The organism is uncultured Boseongicola sp., assembly GCF_937988555.1.
GTDB lineage: Bacteria > Pseudomonadota > Alphaproteobacteria > Rhodobacterales > Rhodobacteraceae > Boseongicola.
The window spans coordinates 1-18,391 of record NZ_CALJXO010000266.1 but is presented as its reverse complement, the minus strand read 5'-3'; the positions used below and the strand labels follow the sequence as shown (position 1 = coordinate 18,391).

The window sequence follows — 18,391 nt, the reverse complement described above, 5'->3', positions numbered from 1 at the left end:
TGAGTTAGAGCTATCGGAAATCGAGCGGCGCACGGCATTTCTTGATCAACAAGAACTCCGCGCCGCGAGTGAGATCCAAGAGTTGCGTGAAGCGATTGAAAATACGCCTCAAAACGCGATCCGGCTGGAGTCTCTTGAGCGCGATTACCAGAACACACTTAACCGATACAATGGGGCGGTTGCAAATCTTGCCCGCGCTCAGACGGGTGAGCGGATCGAGGTCCTTTCTAAGGGCGAGAGAATTTCGGTCATCGAACAAGCGACGGCGCCCACTGAGCCGAATAGCCCAAACCGCCCCCTCATTGCGGGTGGTGGCTTGGGGGTAGGCATTGCCCTTGCGGTCGGCGTGTTTCTACTTTTGGAAGTGACCAATCGCTCCATTCGGCGCCCAGCTGATCTTGTTAAAGGGCTCTCAATTCAACCGATTGCGACAATTCCTTATCTTGAGACGTCCGGCGGTAAAACGCGTCGACGTGCACTTCAGACAATCCTAATTGCCGGGCTTGCGATAGGCATTCCTATCGGCCTTTGGGTAGTTCACACATTTTATCTTCCGCTTGATCTGATCGTAGATCGGGTCTTGGGAAGATTTGGTCTTTAACGCGGGCGGCTTGGGTACACGATATGGAAAAACTTCAGGCAGCACTGGCCAAGGCACGCGCACAGCGCGAGGGCGAACCGGTTACGCGCGCAACAAGACCGGAGCTTTCCGCACGCGCGAAGTCGCGGCAGGTGGCAGAAACCGAAGCGGTTGACTTGGTTTGGGGGGCGGTTCCCCTGTTTGAGCCAACGTCACGGCGCTTGCAACAATCACGAATATTTGCAGCGGACGCGTCTATTGAGGGCACGCATTTTGATATTCTGCGCACCAAGCTTCTTTTGGAGATGCGCCGCAATAACTGGAAGCGGATCGCGATCACCTCGGCTGTTGCTGGGTCCGGAAAAACAACTACCGCGTGCAACCTGATTGCGGGTTTCGGGCGTCAGCCCGAGGTGCGGGGGATGCTCTTTGACTTTGATCTGCGTCGCCCGTCGGTGGCCAAATTCTTTGGCGCAAAACCTGAGGCTGGGCTTGTCGATGTTCTGGAGGGAAAGGTTCCGTTTGAGGAGCAAGCGGTTCGTCTGCACCCGAATACGATTGTCTCAATGACCAACCGCCCCTTGCGCGACCCGTCGCAGCTTCTTTCAAAGCAGCGAACGACCGAGATGCTTGATAATATTCAGGATACGTATCAGCCAGACGTCATGCTTTTCGACCTGCCTCCGGGACTCGTGAGCGATGAAACGCGCGCGTTTCTGAAGCTTGTGGATGCTGCGTTGATCGTCGCTGCCAGTGATTCAACGTCTGTGGCACAGGTCGATGAAGTCGAGCGCGAGGTATCGCAATACACAAATGTTGCCGGTGTTATCTTGAACAAATGCCGCTTCCTGGATGACGGATACGGCTACTCCTACTGACCGCGTCAGCACCTAGTCGTGGATGTAAGAATGGCTCCCGACCGATGCATAAGCCTCAAAGCCAGCGGCTCTGGCATCCTGTGCAGTGTAGACATTTCGAAGATCTGCCATGCGCGAAGCCCGCATCGCGGTCGCGATCCTTTGAAGATCAAGGGCGCGGAACTCATTCCACTCAGTTAAAATGACGATCAGGTCGGCGCCTTCCGCAGCGGCGTACAAGTCTTCCGTCCAGATCACGTCTGGCATCAAAGCTTCACCTTCACGCCGACCCTGAGGGTCCACCACAAGCACCTCGGCGCCGGCGGCGGTAACAGATGGAAGTATAGTAAGTGCGGGCGCATCGCGCATGTCGTCCGTATTTGGTTTGAATGTAACACCCAAAACGAGAATCTTTTTATCTGCGAACGAGCCATCACACAGGTCAAGCATCTTGCCGACCATTCGCTGCTTTACGCGTTCGTTCACTGCTATGACCGACTCTACAATGGTCATCGGGCTTGAGGCGTCTTGACCAATTCGGGCAAAGGCCTTGGTATCCTTTGGAAAACACGACCCACCATATCCCGGACCGGCGTGCAGAAATTTGTTGCCGATGCGACCATCCAAGCCGATGCCTTTCGAGACTTCTTTCACGTCTGCTCCGACCTTTTCGCACAAAGCAGCCACTTCGTTGATGAAGGTGATCTTTGTCGCCAAAAACGCGTTGGCCGCGTATTTTATCATCTCGGCACTTTCCAGATCCGTTCGAATGATTGGAAAGTCGCGCAGGAAAAGCGGTCTGTATATCTCGGCCATAACATTTGCGGCACGCTCGGTTTCAACACCCACTACAACGCGGTCAGGGCGCATGAAGTCATCTATAGCAGCCCCTTCGCGCAGAAACTCTGGATTGGAGGCTACGTCGAAGTCCAAGTCGGGATTGGTCCGAGCCACGATCCGACCGATCTCGCGATTGGTACCGATAGGCACTGTCGATTTCGTAACAATTACCATGTAGTTTTTGGCAACTGCCGCGACTTCTTCAGCGGCGGCATAAACATAGCTAAGGTCAGCGTGACCGTCGCCCCTGCGCGTCGGTGTTCCTACTGCGATAAATACGGCATCGGCCGCTTCGAGAGCCGCAGGCAAATCATGCGTGAACTGAAGTCGGCCTGCCGCGACGTTTTTTGCAAGAAGCGCATCAAGCCCCGGTTCGTAGATTGGAACCTCGCCCGCATTCAGCCGATCGATTTTTGAAGGGTCTTTATCTACGCATATGACATCGTGGCCGAAGTCCGAAAAACAGACACCAGACACCAAGCCCACATACCCTGCGCCAATCATTGCAATACGCATTAACTCAATCCTTTAACCTTTTGGGCGTTAGATATCGAAACCGTGTCGATACCAAGGCCCAAAATCGAAGAATTTTGGCTTAGGTTTAGGCATCCGCGATCCCGCGCAGATAACCGCCATAGGCGTTCTTTCCGAGCGGTTTTGCGATGTTCAAGAGGTCATCGCGGGTGATCCAGCCGTTTTCGAATGCGATCTCTTCGGGTGAGCCGGTCTGAAGGCCTTGCCGCTCTTGCAAGGTGCGCACGAAATTTCCAGCATCCAAAAGAGATGCATGGGTGCCGGTGTCTAACCAGGCATAGCCACGGCCCATCCGCTCGACAGACAAGATATCGTCGTCGAGGTAAGACTCGAGGAGGGTGGTGATCTCGAGTTCACCACGGGGGGACGGTTTGACTTTTGCGGCCCGCTCGGGCGCGCTTCCGTCCAAGAAATAGAGCCCCGTGACAGCGTAGTTGGAAGGGGGGGTGGACGGCTTTTCAATGATGCCACGAACCCTTTCGCCATCGAAATCAAGCACACCGTAGCGTTCGGGGTCGGCAACGCGGTAGCCGAATACTGTGCCACCGTTGGTCTTCTCATCGGCGCGCTTCAAAATGTCCGGAAGTGCGTGGCCAAAGAAGATATTGTCGCCAAGAACCATCGCGGATGGCGCGCCGTCCAAGAAGTCTCGCGTCAATAAATAGGCCTGCGCGAGGCCATCCGGAGATGGTTGCGTGATCCACGTGAGATCCAGCCCCCAACGTGACCCGTCACCCATAAGCCGTTGAAACTGAAACTGATCTTCTGGCGTGGTTATGATCGCGATCTCTTGGATTCCTGCAAGCATCAACACGCTAAGTGGATAGTAAATCATCGGCTTGTCGTAGATCGGAAGAAGCTGCTTCGATACGCCAAGCGTGATTGGATAAAGTCGTGTTCCCGAGCCACCGGCGAGGATAATGCCCTTACGTTTGGTCATGTCGCACCAAGGTCCTTCAACACATTTGCCAATTCGTTGCGCCAGTCCGGGCGTCGAATACCGAAGTCGTGGGTCAGGCTTTCGCAATCAAGCCGTGAATTCAAGGGGCGCTTTGCACGGGTGGGGTAGTCTGCGGTAAGAATATCAGTGACGTCAACATTGAGATCCGACTGTTGAAAGATTTCGCGCGCAAAGATCGCCCAGCTAACCTCCGGCGTTCCGCTGAAGTGATACGTTCCGCCCGGTTGACCTTCAGTTAGCGCGCGACTGATCGCAAACACGGCGTCGGCAATCGCAGAGGCTGGCGTTGGCCCCCCGATTTGGTCCGAGACGACCGAGAGTTGATCGCGTTCTGTTCCAAGCCGGAGCATGGTTTTGACGAAGTTAGCCCCTTGTGCACTGAACACCCAGGACGTGCGTAAAATTACATGCGCGCCGCCGCTGGATCGGATGGCTTCCTCGCCGGCCAGCTTTGTGACGCCGTATACCCCCAAGGGTGCTTTTGGTGCACCGGGTTGCCAGGCGTTGCGACCTGAACCGTCGAAAACGTAGTCGGTGGAAATGTGGACCAATGGGATTTGACGCATTGTTGCGGCATCAGCAAGGGCGGCGACGGAAAGGTGATTGACGAGGTCTGCTGCGCCGGGTTCGCTTTCGGCTTTGTCGACCGCGGTGTAAGCAACGGCGTTTATGATCACGTCCGCATTAAGAGAAGACACGGTGGCTGCGACCATTTCGGGCGACGAGAAATCCGCGCGATCGCGGCCAATCGCAACAACGTTTACACCGTCCGGAGAACGGCGTCGGACTTCTGTTGCGACCTGTCCCGTCTGGCCAAAAAGAGCGACCTTCAATCTGCTGTTCCCAGGCGTTGGCCGAGGGCCTGACGTTCAAGAAGTGGGCGCCACCAGTCTTCATTGGCAAGATACCAGTCGACTGTGCGGGCAAGCCCCTGTTCTAGGGTGACGGACGGTTGCCATCCAAGTTCGTCGCGAATACGCGACGGATCAATTGCGTATCGCAGATCATGCCCCGGGCGGTCATCAACAAAGGTGATCAGAGTTTCATTCGGTACGCTGCTTGGGCGTCGCGCGTCCAAAAGCGCGCAAATCATCCGAACAATTTCTAAGTTGGTAGCCTCGGCCTCGCCGCCGATATTATAACTTCGGCCGTTTTCGCCCTTCGTGGCAACTGTCATAAGGGCGTCGGCGTGATCCTCTACGAACAGCCAGTCTCGCACGTTCTGTCCGTCGCCATAAAGCGGAATTCGCTTTTTGTGCAGCGCGTTCAGGATGACCACGGGGACGAGCTTTTCGGGGAAATGAAACGGGCCATAGTTATTCGAGCAGTTCGACAGGACCACTGGCAGGCCGTAGGTTTCGTGCCATGCCCGTACAAGATGATCTGACGCAGCTTTCGAGGCTGAATAGGGGCTGCGTGGGTCGTAAGGTGTGGTTTCTTTGAATTGGCCCGTCGCACCAAGGCTGCCGAACACCTCGTCCGTCGAAATATGGTGGAAGCGAAAGGTGTCCGGTCGCCCGGCATCAGTCCAAAATGCGCGCGAAGCCTCAAGCAATGAATAGGTGCCGGTAATGTTGGTTTCGACAAAAGCTGCGGGGCCATCAATTGAACGGTCCACGTGGCTTTCGGCCGCAAGGTGCATGACAAGGTCAGGGCGGTGTGTTTCGAAAACGCGGTCGAGGGCTGCGCGATCGCATATATCCGCCTGCTCGAAAGTATATCCGGGCGCATTCTCTACAGGGGCTACGTTTGCAAGATTTGCCGCATATGTTAGCTTGTCAAGATTGACCACCTCATGGCCATCGCGAACCGCTTGTCGAACGACGGCGGATCCAATGAAACCAGCCCCTCCTGTTACCAAAATCTTCATGCGGCCCTCCACTCAAATGGGCTGTCAAATTTGCTCAAAGGCGGAGCGGTCGCATCTTTGCCTGAAAGTAGCGGGGGCGTATTTGTTCCCCAATCTATTCCACAGCTATCCCATCGAACCGCACCATCTGACGCGGCATCGTAAAAGGCGCTGCATTTGTAGACAATCTCGGTCATCGGTTCACGCGTAAGAAAGCCATGAAGAAAGCCCTCTGGAACAAGGAGTTGGCGCCCATTTTCAAAACTGAGCACTTCGGCGATCCACTGTCCGAAAGTTGGTGAGCCCGTGCGAATGTCAACGGCAACATCGAGCAGGCTACCCCGGCCGCAACGGATCAACTTGGCCTGGGCATTTGGCGGCGACTGAAAATGTAAGCCGCGCAAGGTGCCGGTGGCCTCCGACAGCGAGTGATTGTCCTGCACAAAATTGATTTCGATGCCGGCTTCAGACATGCGACGGCTATTCCAGCTTTCCGAAAAGAAGCCGCGAGAGTCGCCGTGGCGGGTTGGCTCGAGTATCAAAACATCGGGAAGGGCGGTTTTGCGAACAATCATAGATACCATCTATATCAACGAGGTTAATCGGGGGGTAACAGGGCCGACCTCAAAGGTCACCAATAACAAAGAACGCGGCAACGCGGCGTGTTCGCAAAGAAACACCTGTCAGCGGCGTGAGCGGCGCCAAGATGCCGCGATCAACGATGCGATGAAGATGCAGAACGCCACTGTCACGATGCTGGGGCCAGCAGGGGTGTCGGCCCAGAGTGACATCTGCAAGCCGCCTATTGCGGCGAGACTGGCGATCAGGGCTGCGATCAAAGCCATTGCTTCGGGAGTGCGCGCCAGTGGTCGCGCTGCGGCAGCCGGAATAATCAGCAGCGCCGTGATAAGAATGACGCCGACAACTTTCAAAGCAACAGCCACGACAATGGCAAGGGTAACGGACAGAACAAGTTGCTCACGCTCTGGGTCCAGGCCGCCTGCTCGCGCCAATTCGGGGCTCATTGTGGCGATGAGGAGGGCGTCCCAACGCCAGGAAATCAGCGCGATGACGGCGGCGGCGCCGCCCCAGATAACGGCGAGATCCGAGACTCCAACAGCCAGAATATCACCAAACAAGAATGCCATGAGATCAACGCGAACGCCGCTTAGGAAAGAGACCGCGACGAGGCCGATTGCGAGCGACGCGTGCGCCATGACCCCAAGAAGGGTGTCCATTGCGAAGCCGCGCCCACTTAAACGTGTGACCAATGTTGCCATCAGGATCGAGACCGTCAAAACGCCGATGAAAATGGATAAATTGAAGGCCAGCGCCAAAGCGACACCAAGAATGGCGGCATGCGCTGTGGCATCGCCGAAATAGGCCATGCGGCGCCATACGACGAAACAGCCAAGAGGCGCTGCAGCAAGCGCAACCCCGATGCCCGCAAGAGTTGCCCGGATAAGAAAGTCATCCAACAGGAAACTCACTCTGCGGTCTCATTCGGGTGGTCGTGATTGTGATCGTGTTCATGTCGATATAGCGCCAGTGCGCCGCCTGTACCTGTTCCAAACAGGGCCCTGTATTCGGGCGCGCTCGCCACATGGGCCGGATGACCCTCGCAACAGATATGACCATTGAGGCAAACGACCCGATCCGAAGAGGCCATGACGACATGCAGCTCGTGACTGACCATCAGGACTGCACAGCCAACGTCGTCGCGAATGTCGGCAATCAATTGGTAAAACGCAGCAGAGCCTCGCTGATCTAGGCCTTGCGTCGCTTCATCGAGGATTAGAAGCTCCGGTTTTCCTAAAAGCGCCCGTGCAAGAAGCACTCTTTGAAGCTGTCCGCCCGACAAATCTGACATCTGCTTTCCGGAAAGCCCGTCAGCCCCGGCAAGGGCGAGCACCCGGTTTGCTTCATCGGACGCCACTTTCACTGGCAGCGACAGAAAGCGGCGGACAGTGACGGGAAGGGTCGGGTCGATGTGCAACTTTTGCGGAACGTAGCCGATTTTCAAGCCGGGCCGCACATTGAGCGTTCCGCTTTCCGGTGAGATGGCGCCTATGATTGTGCGCAATAGGGTTGATTTTCCAGAGCCGTTCGGACCGACAATTGTAACAATCTCGCCGGGCTCAATCGACAGCGCAACATGCGCAAGGACGATCTGACCATCAAGTCGGACGGACAAATCCTTGGTCTGAAAAAGGGGGCTCATGGGCCTGTAACCTGACATTCCGGGCAAAGGCCTTCGACCTCGACAACTGCGCGTTCGATCTGAAACCCTGCTGCCTTTGCCGTGCGACCAATGGCACTTCGTTTCGGTTCGGCATCTGTTTCGGCCACGGCATCGCAGCTTCGGCAAATGAGAAAAGCTGGTGTGTGATCCCTCCCGGAATGCCCACACGCCACAAAGGCGTTAAGCTTTTCAATTTTATGGGCAAATCCGTTTTCCACCAGGAAATCGAGTGCCCTGTAGGCGATGGGGGGTTGCGAGCCCAGACCCTCGCCGCGCAGCATGTCGAGAATGTCGTACGCACCGAGCGCCCGATGGTCTGCAAGCAGGATTTCGAGAACACGGCGCCGCACTGGCGTGAACTGAAGGCCAGCATCGCGGCATGCGGTGTCTGCCCGACCAACTGCGTCAGAAATACAAGCTGAGTGGTCGTGAGGTTCAAATCCGAGGGGAGGCATTGTTGGTTTCCAGTGTTATCAAAGTAGTGGGTTGATATGTTATAAGATAACATTTATCAAGTCGGCCGTTCAGATGCTTTTGAGAGGTGTATTGAAGATGCGGACGACCCGAATTGCGGTTTTTGCTTTGACCCTCTGGCTGCCATCGTTTGCACGGGCTGACACGCCACAAGTGATCGCGGACATCGCGCCTGTTCACTCGCTGGTGGCACAGATTATGGATGGCGTTGGCACGCCCGAGCTTTTGCTACCAGCGACGGCATCACCGCATGACTATGCGTTGCGCCCATCTGACGCGCGCCGCCTGCAAAACGCTGATGCCGTGTTTTGGGTGGGGGACGCTTTGACCCCGTGGCTGAAAGCAACACTTGAGACACTCGCGGCAGATGCTGAGCGTGTTTCGCTGCTGGAAGCCGAGGGGACGCTGATGCTGGAGTTTAGAGAGGGAGCCGTTTTTGCAGAAGAACCGTCTGATGGGACGGATGCGCACGATCATGATCGGCACAGTCACTTAGGCACTGATCCCCATGCCTGGCTTGACCCATTGAATGCGAGGGTTTGGTTGTCGGCAATTGCAGCGGAATTATCACGGATCGATCCCGACAACGCAGCAATCTATCAGAGCAATATGGTGGAATCGCAAAAGCAAATTGACTTGCTTTTGGATCAACTGAACCAAGACTTAGAGCCCGCGCGCGCGGCACGGTTCGTTGTTTTGCATGATGGCTACCGTTACTTCGAGGACCGGTTTGGTGTCCGTGCGCTAGGGGCTATCTCCCAAAGCGATGCCGCGGCGCCAAGTGCCGCGCGGGTCAAGGATATTCGGCAGGCGATGGAAGACGCGGAGGTCTCGTGCCTTTTTACTGAAATCCAGCTGAATTCGCCGCTTTTGACATCCATCGCGTCCGAAACTGACGTCAAAGTTGTGGCGCTTGATCCCTTGGGCGGCCAGCTTGTGCCAGGCGGGGAACTCTACGATAAGCTCATGGAAAATATGGTGAAATCTTTCCTTTCGTGTCTGTGAATGAAGCGAAAAAAGCCTTCAGAGCGCAAGGTATACCTTAATGTATACATAAAAGTATTTGACGGACGCGACCTTTGTATTTTAGAACTCTCAGCAACAGGGGGCTCAAATGCAGTTGCAGAAAGTCCGAAGCCGCACAGACGATGCCTATCTGCGTCTAAAAGACGATATCCGCGCCAATCGAATGGCGCCTGGATATCTTGAGCCAGAGCCTGAGCTTGCGTCGCGGTTGGGCATGAGCCGCACGCCAGTGCACGAGGCCCTGATCCGTCTACAGGCAGAAGGTCTGATCGAAATGGTCCCGCGCCGAGGTGCGCGTGTCTTGCCAATCCGCGTTGAGGATATGAAAGAGATTTACGAGATCTTGAACGCGCTTGAGCCGGAAGCAGCAGCGCACCTCGCTGCACGCAATCCTGGCGAGAAAGAAATCGCGCCTCTTGATGCTGCGACGGCGGATATGAGCGTTGCGCTTGAGCGGGGCGACCTTGATGCATGGGCAGCGGCAGACGACAGGTTTCACCAGACGCTGTTGCGGCTTCACGGCAACCAAAGGCTCGCGGCATTTGTGGGGGCGCTCTATGACCAAGCCCACCGTGCGAGGATGGTCACGCTTCGATTGCGTGAACCTCCAATTGTCTCGACGGCGGAACACCGGGTGATCCTGGAGTTCCTGCGTCGCGGCGATGCCGCCGGGACGCGAAATGCGTTCCGCCTGCACCGGGAACGGACTTCGGCCGAATTGATCGCCATTCTTGAAAATTATCGGTTGCCCCAGCTTTAGGGAACGGGCCAAACAAAACGGGAGCGCCGCAAATGAACCGGCAAACAACAATTGCACTCATCAAAGGTGACGGGATCGGCGTGGATGTGACCGACGCGGCAATGGCCGTTGTGGATGCGGCTATTACCAAGGCGGGCGGAGAGACGCTTCACTACGCACCGATCCTAGCTGGCGCAGGCTATTACCAGCAAACAGGTCTTGATATCGAGCCTGATGGCGAGGAAAGGGCGGGGGACGCGGACGCGATCCTATTGGGCGCAATCGGCTTGCCGTCAATCCGACGCCCCGACGGCACTGAGATTGCGCCACACTTGCGATTGCGGGATCGGTATGGGCTTTATGCAGGCGTGCGCCCGGTCAAAGCGTACCCGAACGCTCCGCAGCGATTAGCAGATCCCCGTGCGGCAGGGATCGATCTGATTATCTTGCGGGAATCCACGGAGGGATTGTTTTACTCGGCCGCAGTCCATGGGCGCGGCGAAGTAATCGGCGATAGCGAAGCCCGAGATATCTTGCGCATCACACGCCCAACGACAGAGAAACTCCATAACTTTGCATTTCGTTTGGCTGCGCGCCGCAAAGAGCGTGGCGGGATGGGCAAAGTGACTTGCGTAGATAAAGCCAATGTTTTCAATTCCATGGCGTTTTTCCGAAAGATATTTGATGAAATCGCACCAAACTATCCAGATATTGCGCATGACTACGCCTACGTCGATGCGCAGGCTTTGAATATGATCCGACAGCCTTGGGATAGTGACGTTCTGGTGATGGAAAACATGTTCGGAGACATTCTTTCTGATCTTGGCGGTGGGCTTGTTGGGGGCATGGGAATGGCTGCCTGCGCCGAAATTGGTGATAATCACGGGTTGTTCCAACCTGCCCACGGCACTGCGCCCGACATCATGGGGCAGGACAAGGCAAATCCATTGGCGGCAATTTTAAGCGGGGCGTTAATGCTGGAATACCTTTCTGAAAAGACTGGCTCTGACGCCTACGCAATCGCATCGCGTGCGGTCGATAGTGCTGTAGAGGCAGGGTTTGCCGCAAATCGTATCCGTCCGATGGAGTTTGGCGGCGATATGGGCACAATTGCAGTGACGAATGAGGTTTTGGCGCAGATCGACAGCGTCTAGTTGGCGCGCTAAGATATTGGAAATAGATGGAAAGCCTCAATGACTGAAAGCCAGACCCGAGATCAAATCGCGGAAATGGGCCGCTCCCTTTTTGATCGGGGACTGACCTTTGGGTCGACGGGAAACATTAGCGTCCGTCTCGACGATGGATGGCTGATGACGCCGACTGGATCAAGTCTTGGAAATCTCGATCCCTCTCGAATTGCCAAGCTGGATTTGACTGGCAAACACGTCGATGGAGATGCGCCGACGAAAGAGGCCTTTCTTCACACAACAATGTACGAATGTCGTCCCAACGCCGGGGCAATTGTTCACTTGCACTCAACACATTCGGTGGCGGCAAGTTGTCTGCACGACATTGATCCGACCAATGTGCTGCCACCGCTCACTGCATACTACGTGATGCGGGTCGGTGTCTTGCCGTTGATCCCGTATTTTCCGCCCGGCGATCTTGATCTGGCGCGGGCCGTCAGAGAGATGGCTTCAGATCACCACGCAGTGCTTTTGGCCAATCATGGCCCCGTCGTTGCAGGCATTTCTCTGGAAGATGCTGTGTATGCAACAGAAGAGCTTGAAGAGACGGCTAAGCTTTTTCTCTCGCTACAGGGCATGAAGACCCGACCCCTAAACGAAGATCAGGTTGCAGAGCTGCGACGTCGCTTTCCAACGAAAAGCTAAGGAACAATAAAATGTACGCTGTTTGTGTCACTTTTCGTATTCGCCCAAGCGCGATGGAGCGGTTTTTGCCCAGAATGCACCAGCAAGCGCGCGATAGTCTTACCAATGAAGGCGGGTGTCATAGGTTCGATGTGTGCACAGATCCTGCCGACCCGAATTCTGTTTTTCTCTATGAGCTCTACGAGGACAGGAGTGCTTTCGACCTTCACAACGAAAGCGCGCATTTTAGATCTTTCGCAGCCGACGTCGCTGAATTCACCGCCGGCAAAGACGTATCGACTTTTGAAAACGTCGCAATCGGAGTTGCCTAGAAAAGCTGACGCGAAAAGTTTCTGCATCGTCCACGACGGCGACTATTCCAGGAGCGTTCCAAACCCCACCCCCACAGAGCCATATCAAAATCAACGCCGCCGTTGTCGCTCCCATATCGACAATGCCAGTGGGAAATTGCCATTCTGATCCTCTGCTTGCTGAGCTGCGGCCCGGGCGGGGCATGCGCGCGCAGTATCTCCAGAGGCCGCTGCAAGTGGTTTGGAAATGCAAATGCCTAGTGATTGGCGTTCTTTGGAAGAACTGGAGACGCGTCGATTAGCGACCGTGTGTATGGATGCTGAGGCGCGCTGAAAACTTGTTCAGTTTTTCCTTCTTCGACGATTCTACCGTCCCGCATCACCAAAACACGGTCCGTTATTGATCTGACGACTGACAGATCATGCGAAATGAACAGATATGTTAGGCCGTAACTGTTCGCCAATTCCGCCAATAAATCCAGGATCTGAGCTCTGATTGATACATCGAGAGCCGATGTCGCTTCGTCAAGCAGGATAAGTTCTGGCTGGGTGATCAAAGCCCGCGCAATCGCGATGCGCTGGCGCTGACCCCCGGAAAACTCATGTATGTACTTGAATTGATCTTCCGGGCTTAGGCCGACGGCGCGAAGCGCCCCAACGACGGCCTCATTCTTTTCGTCGCTGGAAGGCGGTTCTTCATACAAATGAAACGGTTCGCTTATCAGCCTGTCGACCCTGTGCCGGGGATTGAACGATCCGTAGGGGTCCTGAAAGACCGCCTGCATCCGGCGCCGTATCTTTCGATCGACGTGTCTGCCTCCAGCGATAGGCATCCCATCCAGATACATCTCCCCACCCTGCACCGTCTCAAGTCCCAGTATCGCCCGCGTAAGTGTTGATTTGCCGCAACCGCTTTCCCCAACAAGACCAAGGCTTTCGCCTTTGAAGATATCAAAACTCACATGATCGACCGCCCGAAAGTATTGCGGCGCAGCAAACAAAGCAGTGCGCGGCAGCCGATAGTCCCGCACCAAATTTGTCACCGACAACAAGCGGGCCGTACTGCGCGGTGGCGTGCGATCCGGGACATGCTCGGAGGCGGCGTAAAGCGCACGGGTATAGGGATGTCGTAGCTGTTGAAATACGGCTGTTGCGACGCCACTTTCCACAATCTCACCGTTTTTCATAATGACGATGTCATCCGCCATTCCGGCCACAACCGCGAGATCGTGACTGACAAGCATTAAACCCATCTGGTCTTCTGTGACGAGCCGCTTGAGAAGCTCCAGTACTTCTGCCTGCGTTGTTACATCCAGTGCGGTGGTTGGCTCGTCCGCAATCAGAAGTTTTGGACGCAGTGCAATTGCAAGAGCGATGACCACACGCTGTCTTTGGCCTCCGGACAATTCATGCGGATAAAGTGTCAGAGGAAACTGTTCAGCTGGAAGTTCGCACCGTTCCAATGTGGTTTGAGCGCGAACCTGGGCGCCCGCGCGAGTTGTCGAGGGTTCGTGTATCAAAATCGCTTCAGCGACTTGGTCACCAATAGTTTTCAATGGGTTGAGAGCCGTCGCGGGCTCCTGGAAGACGATGGATACGTCATTTCCACGCATTTTGCACAAGTCGTCCTCGCTGGCGGCAAGCATGTCGAACCCCAGCACTCGAAGGTGCCCGGTTGCTTTTGATCCCGACGGCAGAAGCTGCATTATTGCAAAAGCAGTCATCGATTTGCCTGACCCGCTTTCGCCGATCACGCCCAAAATACGGCCTTGCTTCAGCGACAGGGAGATATCCTTTAGGATTGGCGATCCGTTTATTGAAAGCGAAAGGCCCTCTATTTCAAGAAGCGTCATGTCCGCCCTCGCCGCAGGCGGGGATCGAAGACGTCTCGAAAGCCGTCGCCAAGAAGATTTAGCCCCAACACGGTAAAGACGATCGCAAGCCCGGGGGCGAGGGCGAGATGAGGTGCGAGACTGATCATCGTTTGGCTGTCAGCCAACATGCGGCCCCAACTGGGCGTGGGGGGCTGTGCGCCGAGGCCAACATATGAAAGCGCGGCTTCTGCAAGAATAGCGAGAGAGAACTGGATCGTCCCCTGTACAATCAGCAGGCTCGATAAATTAGGAAGGATATGCTCGACAGATATTTGTGCGGAATTCTTCCCCGACACGCGTGCGGCGAGGATGAAATCACGCTTCCAAATGCTAAGTGCGGAACCGCGCGTTAACCTTGCAAAAACCGGCACGTTAAAAATCCCGATCGCAATGATTGCATTCAGAGCACTTGGTCCGAACGTCGCCGTGATTAAAATTGCGATCAGAAGCGATGGAAATGCGAAGACAAGATCATTCCCGCGGCCAATCAACTCGTCCAAGAGACTGCCTTTGCGCGCTGCAGCCGCTAGCCCAAGTGGAACACCCAGCCCCATCCCAATTCCAACGGCGACAAGCGCGACGGCAATCGACGTGCGGGCACCGATCATAACCATAGACAGGATATCGCGCCCAAAGTGATCCGTCCCCAGGAGGTGCGAGAAGGACGGCGTTTTCATCCGGTCTGCGATATTCAGCGCTTCAATGTCATAGGGAACCCAAAGGAATGAGATGAGAGCGGCAATCGTGAAAAACCCTGTTAGGGCTGCGCCAACGACCAGATTGCGGTTGGTCTTCATCCTTGACGCCTCAGCCGCGGATCGACCAGCACGTAGGCTATATCAACGGCGAAATTTACGACGATCACAGCGAAGACCAGCAGCATCACAACGCTCTCCACAACAATCAGGTCTCGTTGTGAAATCGCCTGGAAAACCAATCGACCTAGCCCAGGTAGGAAAAAAACGTTCTCGATAATGATCGCCCCGGCCAGGAGGAACGAAAACTGCAGGCCAATGATTGTCAGGACGGGGATCATTGCATTGCGTAACGCGTGGCGTTGGATGGCTTGTCGTCTGTTCAACCCTTTGGCGCGTGCGGTCCGCATGAAGTCTTCGTCCAGCGTATCTACGAGAGCCGAGCGCATCACGCGAGCCAAGATGGACGCCTGGGGCAGGGCAAGTGAGATCGCTGGCAAAGTCAGAGCCTTCAATCCAGTAAACAGGCCCTCGTCCCAGCCCGGAAACCCGCCGGCCGAGAACCATCGAAGGTTAATTGCAAAAACCAGCACCATCAGCATAGCAAACCAAAAGTTCGGGATGGCGACGCCAAGTTGGGTGAAGCCCATAACAATTGTGTCGGTCAAAGAGCCTCGCTTCGATGCGGCAAGAATGCCAACCGGGAAGGCAATTAGCGTCGAAAGCGCAAGCGCGATAAGGGCGAGCGGAAGTGATATCCAAAGCCGTTCCGCGATCATTTCAGAGATTGGCGTGCGGTAGGTATACGACGTGCCAAAATCACCGGTAACCATTCCGCTGACCCAACCGAAATAGCGCTCAAGAGGGCTGGTATCCAGTCCAAGCTCGGCGCGTAAGGCGGCAATCGTGTCGTCTTGCGCATTGATCCCTAGCATGAAGGCGGCAGGATCGCCCGGTATGATTTCGATCAACGCAAAAATTACGGCACTGGCAACGGTCAAGCTGATAAGCAACGATAAAAGTCGCGTCAGGATATAGCGCGCCATCTGTCTGGGATTAGCTCAAAGCCCGCGCCGGCAGGCGAAGTTGCTGCCGGGGCGGGCCATTTTAATCAATTGCTCCAGCTGACAGCTGTGAGGTCAATCGCTTGTGTCGGCGCATCGGACCAGATGCCTTGAATGCCGGCTTTCACGACCGTTGGGACTGCCAATTGGAAGAGATATCCATTCACATAATCGTTCGAGATTATTGTCTGCGCCATGGCAATAAGTTCTGAGCGTTTTGCAGGATCAGTCTCGGCCGTCAGGTCCTTGATCAACGACTGGAAGTCGGCGTTGTCATACTGGAAGTAGTATTCAGGCCGCGCGTAGATACCGATGTCGAAAGGCTCGGTATGGCTGACAATCGTCAGGCCGAAGTCTTTGCCGCGAAACACCTGTTCAAGCCCTTGGGCCCACTCAAGGTTGCTGATTTCGGTCTGAATACCCACAGCGCGTAACTGGGAGGCAATTATTTCGCCACCACGACGGGCGTAGGATGGCGGCGGCAATTTCAACGTTGTTGTGAACCCGTCAGGGTAACCCGCTTCGGTAAGCAATGACTTTGCAAGCTCGGGATCATACTGCGAATTACTCGTCAGATCGACGTAGTCTGGGTTGTGTGGCGCAAAGTGCGTCCCGATCGGAGTGCCAAGGCCGAACATGGCACCATCTATAATGGCTTGCCGGTCAATAGCGTGTGCAACTGCTTTGCGGACACGCACGTCGGTGAACGGTTCCATCAGATTGTTGATCGCCAGAATAGTCTCACCCTCTGATGATCCGACAAGCACCTCGAAGCGCGCATCTGCTTCGAACTGTGGCAAGTTCTCAGGTGCGGGATAGCTGTAAAATACATCGACATCTTCAGCCATCATGGCCGCAAACGCCGCAGTGGGATCTGAAATGAACTTGAAGGTCGCTGTCTCGAGATTGGCTGGCGTTCCCCAATAGTCCTCATTGCGAACTAACTCGATCTGGTCCCCCTGGACCCAGTTCGAGAATTTGAATGCGCCCGTTCCCACTGGGTTCGTCTTGATATTTTCGATGCTTTCGGAGGCGACGATCACGGCGTCGCCCCAAGCCATATTAAACAAAAAACTGCCATTGGCGGTCGAAAGCGTCACGCGCACAGTGGTTGGATCAACCGCTTCGACGCCTTCAATTTCGGCAAAGAGTGCCTTTTGCGCATTTGTGCTGTCTTCGGCGCGCGCTCGGTCAAGTGAGAACACAACGTCCTCTGCATCCATTGCCGTCCCGTCATGGAAAGCGACACCTTCGCGCAAGTTGAACGTGTACCTCAGGCCATCCTCCGAGATGTCCCAGCTTGCGGCGAGGCCTGGATTGACCGAGCCGTCAGGCCCAAAACGCGTCAAACCTTCGAAAACATTCGAATAAAGGACCTGATCAATCGCGCCTGCGGCAGCACTCGTCGGATCAAGGTGTGGTGGCTCCAGTTGCAGACCAACAATCAAGCCTGTGTCAGCCTGAGCCGTGCCCGCCAAAACCACCAGCGCAGCAGCGCTCGTCAATGCTTTGAATTTCATAACTTTTCTCCCTGTTCACCAGCGTCGGTTAAAAGATCAATCAAGCACAGGCCCATCACTTTCGCCGAGTCTAGCATATCGTCAACGCCGATGTATTCATCGGGCTTATGCGCAAGTTCCAGTAATCCCGGCCCATAGGCAATGCAGTTTTTAAGGCGCCCGATCCGATCAATGTGCTTTTGATCATAAGTGCCTGGGGAAACGACATACTCCGCATCCCGACCCAAGACACTTTTGATTGCTTTTGCGGTGCTTTGCACAATTGGTGCCGTCTTGTCGGTCATCGTTGGGATCACATGGTGCAAGTCGCGAATGTCGTAAGAAAAAGTTTCCCGTTGCGATTTGACCCGTTCCAGAAGGGTGTGAATTTCTTGCTGAACGTCTTGGAAGTCTTCCTCGATCAGAAAGCGTCGATCAATGACCATGCGCGCACTGTCAGGCACGCAAGGCGAGGGAAAGCCGGTAAATTCGGGAGGGTTCTCGTCCTGTCCGCCGTGGAATGAATTGATATTGAGCGTCGATTGCCTGGCGCCTTCAGGAACCACCGGCATGTCGGTCGAGCGTGTGGCAAGTGCAGGGAAAAGGGAGGTTTCCATCTCGGTGAGGACGGCGCCCATATGCCGAACGGCGCAATCGCCCAGGAAAGGCATTGATCCGTGTGCGATCTCTCCGTGCGTTTCGATTTCAGCCCACCATACGCCGCGATGCCCAAGACAAATCCGATCCTTTTGAAGCGGCTCAGGAATGATCACGTGTTGCACGCGGTCAGGCGAAAAATAGCCCCTCTCCGCGAGATAGGCGACGCCACCGTACCCACCTGTTTCTTCGTCGGCGGTCCCCGAGATTTCAATCGCGCCCGCATAGTCTGGGCATGTCTCGATAAACGCTTCGGCAGCAATAATCGAAGCTGCCAGGCCCCCCTTCATATCCGCTGAGCCTCGCCCATGAATCGTACCCTCAATTAATTCCCCGGAGAACGGGTGGAATTTCCAATCTTTAATATCACCTTGCATT

Annotated in this window: 19 protein-coding genes and 1 pseudogene; 7 read left to right on the top strand and 13 right to left on the bottom strand. The window is 55.2% G+C overall.

Annotation, left to right across the window (positions count from 1 at the left end; all coding sequences use genetic code 11):
• Together Q1B15_RS16170 and Q1B15_RS16165 are read left to right on the top strand one after the other, a co-directional pair.
• Positions 1–601: pseudogene (locus tag Q1B15_RS16170) on the top strand (lipopolysaccharide biosynthesis protein); the annotation flags it as partial.
• A 23-nt stretch (positions 602–624) separates the two neighbouring features.
• The gene (locus tag Q1B15_RS16165) at positions 625–1,458 is read left to right on the top strand and encodes a CpsD/CapB family tyrosine-protein kinase (RefSeq protein ID WP_299755563.1); all 834 of its coding nucleotides are present in this window, start codon (positions 625–627) and stop codon (positions 1,456–1,458) included.
• A 12-nt stretch (positions 1,459–1,470) separates the two neighbouring features.
• Here Q1B15_RS16165 and Q1B15_RS16160 read toward each other — a convergent pair whose 3' ends face one another.
• From Q1B15_RS16160 to Q1B15_RS16125, 8 genes are all read right to left on the bottom strand, one after another.
• Positions 1,471–2,793 (bottom strand): UDP-glucose/GDP-mannose dehydrogenase family protein, encoded by a 1,323-nt coding sequence (locus Q1B15_RS16160; protein WP_299755561.1) that lies wholly within the window; start codon positions 2,791–2,793, stop codon positions 1,471–1,473.
• A gap of 85 nt (positions 2,794–2,878) precedes the next feature.
• The gene (gene rfbA / locus Q1B15_RS16155) at positions 2,879–3,751 is read right to left on the bottom strand and encodes a glucose-1-phosphate thymidylyltransferase RfbA (RefSeq protein ID WP_299755558.1); all 873 of its coding nucleotides are present in this window, start codon (positions 3,749–3,751) and stop codon (positions 2,879–2,881) included.
• Positions 3,748–4,605 carry a dTDP-4-dehydrorhamnose reductase gene (gene rfbD / locus Q1B15_RS16150; RefSeq protein WP_299755556.1) on the bottom strand — a complete coding sequence of 286 codons (858 nt, stop codon included), beginning with the start codon at positions 4,603–4,605 and terminating at the stop codon, positions 3,748–3,750. Before rfbD ends, rfbA begins: the two co-directional genes overlap by 4 nt.
• Entirely contained in the window at positions 4,602–5,642 is a 1,041-nt protein-coding gene (gene rfbB / locus Q1B15_RS16145; protein ID WP_299755554.1) for a dTDP-glucose 4,6-dehydratase, read from the bottom strand. The genes rfbD and rfbB overlap by 4 nt, the downstream gene beginning before the upstream one ends.
• Positions 5,639–6,196 (bottom strand): dTDP-4-dehydrorhamnose 3,5-epimerase, encoded by a 558-nt coding sequence (rfbC, locus tag Q1B15_RS16140; protein ID WP_299755551.1) that lies wholly within the window; start codon positions 6,194–6,196, stop codon positions 5,639–5,641. The genes rfbB and rfbC overlap by 4 nt, the downstream gene beginning before the upstream one ends.
• Before the next feature lie 108 nt (positions 6,197–6,304).
• The gene (locus Q1B15_RS16135) at positions 6,305–7,102 is read right to left on the bottom strand and encodes a metal ABC transporter permease (protein WP_299755565.1); all 798 of its coding nucleotides are present in this window, start codon (positions 7,100–7,102) and stop codon (positions 6,305–6,307) included.
• Between the two features lie 5 nt (positions 7,103–7,107).
• The gene (locus tag Q1B15_RS16130) at positions 7,108–7,842 is read right to left on the bottom strand and encodes a metal ABC transporter ATP-binding protein (RefSeq protein WP_299755549.1); all 735 of its coding nucleotides are present in this window, start codon (positions 7,840–7,842) and stop codon (positions 7,108–7,110) included.
• Positions 7,839–8,318, bottom strand: coding sequence for a transcriptional repressor (locus Q1B15_RS16125; RefSeq protein WP_299755546.1), 480 nt, complete (start codon positions 8,316–8,318; stop codon positions 7,839–7,841). The genes Q1B15_RS16130 and Q1B15_RS16125 overlap by 4 nt, the downstream gene beginning before the upstream one ends.
• A 97-nt stretch (positions 8,319–8,415) precedes the next feature.
• On the opposite strand from Q1B15_RS16125, the gene Q1B15_RS16120 reads away from it, so the two are divergent.
• The 5 genes from Q1B15_RS16120 to Q1B15_RS16100 all read left to right on the top strand — a co-directional run bounded on the left by Q1B15_RS16120 (position 8,416) and on the right by Q1B15_RS16100 (position 12,245).
• Entirely contained in the window at positions 8,416–9,342 is a 927-nt protein-coding gene (locus tag Q1B15_RS16120; protein WP_299755544.1) for a zinc ABC transporter substrate-binding protein, read from the top strand.
• 109 nt (positions 9,343–9,451) lie between these two features.
• The gene (locus Q1B15_RS16115; protein ID WP_299755541.1) at positions 9,452–10,123 is read left to right on the top strand and encodes a GntR family transcriptional regulator; all 672 of its coding nucleotides are present in this window, start codon (positions 9,452–9,454) and stop codon (positions 10,121–10,123) included.
• Positions 10,124–10,155: 32 nt separating this feature from the next.
• Positions 10,156–11,256 carry an isocitrate/isopropylmalate family dehydrogenase gene (locus Q1B15_RS16110; RefSeq protein WP_299755539.1) on the top strand — a complete coding sequence of 367 codons (1,101 nt, stop codon included), beginning with the start codon at positions 10,156–10,158 and terminating at the stop codon, positions 11,254–11,256.
• Positions 11,257–11,295: 39 nt separating this feature from the next.
• Complete coding sequence (otnC, locus tag Q1B15_RS16105; RefSeq protein WP_299755537.1) at positions 11,296–11,934, top strand: 3-oxo-tetronate 4-phosphate decarboxylase; 639 nt, start codon at positions 11,296–11,298, stop codon at positions 11,932–11,934.
• 11 nt (positions 11,935–11,945) lie between these two features.
• A complete protein-coding gene (locus Q1B15_RS16100; RefSeq protein ID WP_299755535.1) occupies positions 11,946–12,245 on the top strand; it encodes a putative quinol monooxygenase in 300 nt (99 codons plus the stop codon).
• A gap of 236 nt (positions 12,246–12,481) precedes the next feature.
• Here Q1B15_RS16100 and Q1B15_RS16095 read toward each other — a convergent pair whose 3' ends face one another.
• The 5 genes from Q1B15_RS16095 to Q1B15_RS16075 all read right to left on the bottom strand — a co-directional run.
• Positions 12,482–14,077, bottom strand: a complete 1,596-nt coding sequence (locus Q1B15_RS16095; protein ID WP_299755533.1) for a dipeptide ABC transporter ATP-binding protein — start codon at positions 14,075–14,077, stop codon at positions 12,482–12,484.
• Positions 14,074–14,895 carry an ABC transporter permease gene (locus Q1B15_RS16090; protein WP_299755530.1) on the bottom strand — a complete coding sequence of 274 codons (822 nt, stop codon included), beginning with the start codon at positions 14,893–14,895 and terminating at the stop codon, positions 14,074–14,076. The genes Q1B15_RS16095 and Q1B15_RS16090 overlap by 4 nt, the downstream gene beginning before the upstream one ends.
• Complete coding sequence (locus Q1B15_RS16085) at positions 14,892–15,839, bottom strand: ABC transporter permease (protein ID WP_299755527.1); 948 nt, start codon at positions 15,837–15,839, stop codon at positions 14,892–14,894. Before Q1B15_RS16085 ends, Q1B15_RS16090 begins: the two co-directional genes overlap by 4 nt.
• A gap of 65 nt (positions 15,840–15,904) precedes the next feature.
• Complete coding sequence (locus tag Q1B15_RS16080) at positions 15,905–17,377, bottom strand: ABC transporter substrate-binding protein (RefSeq protein ID WP_299755524.1); 1,473 nt, start codon at positions 17,375–17,377, stop codon at positions 15,905–15,907.
• Positions 17,374–18,391, bottom strand: a 1,018-nt coding sequence (locus Q1B15_RS16075; protein WP_299755521.1) for an acetylornithine deacetylase/succinyl-diaminopimelate desuccinylase family protein, incomplete at its 5' end; no start/stop codon positions are given. The genes Q1B15_RS16080 and Q1B15_RS16075, both read right to left, overlap by 4 nt.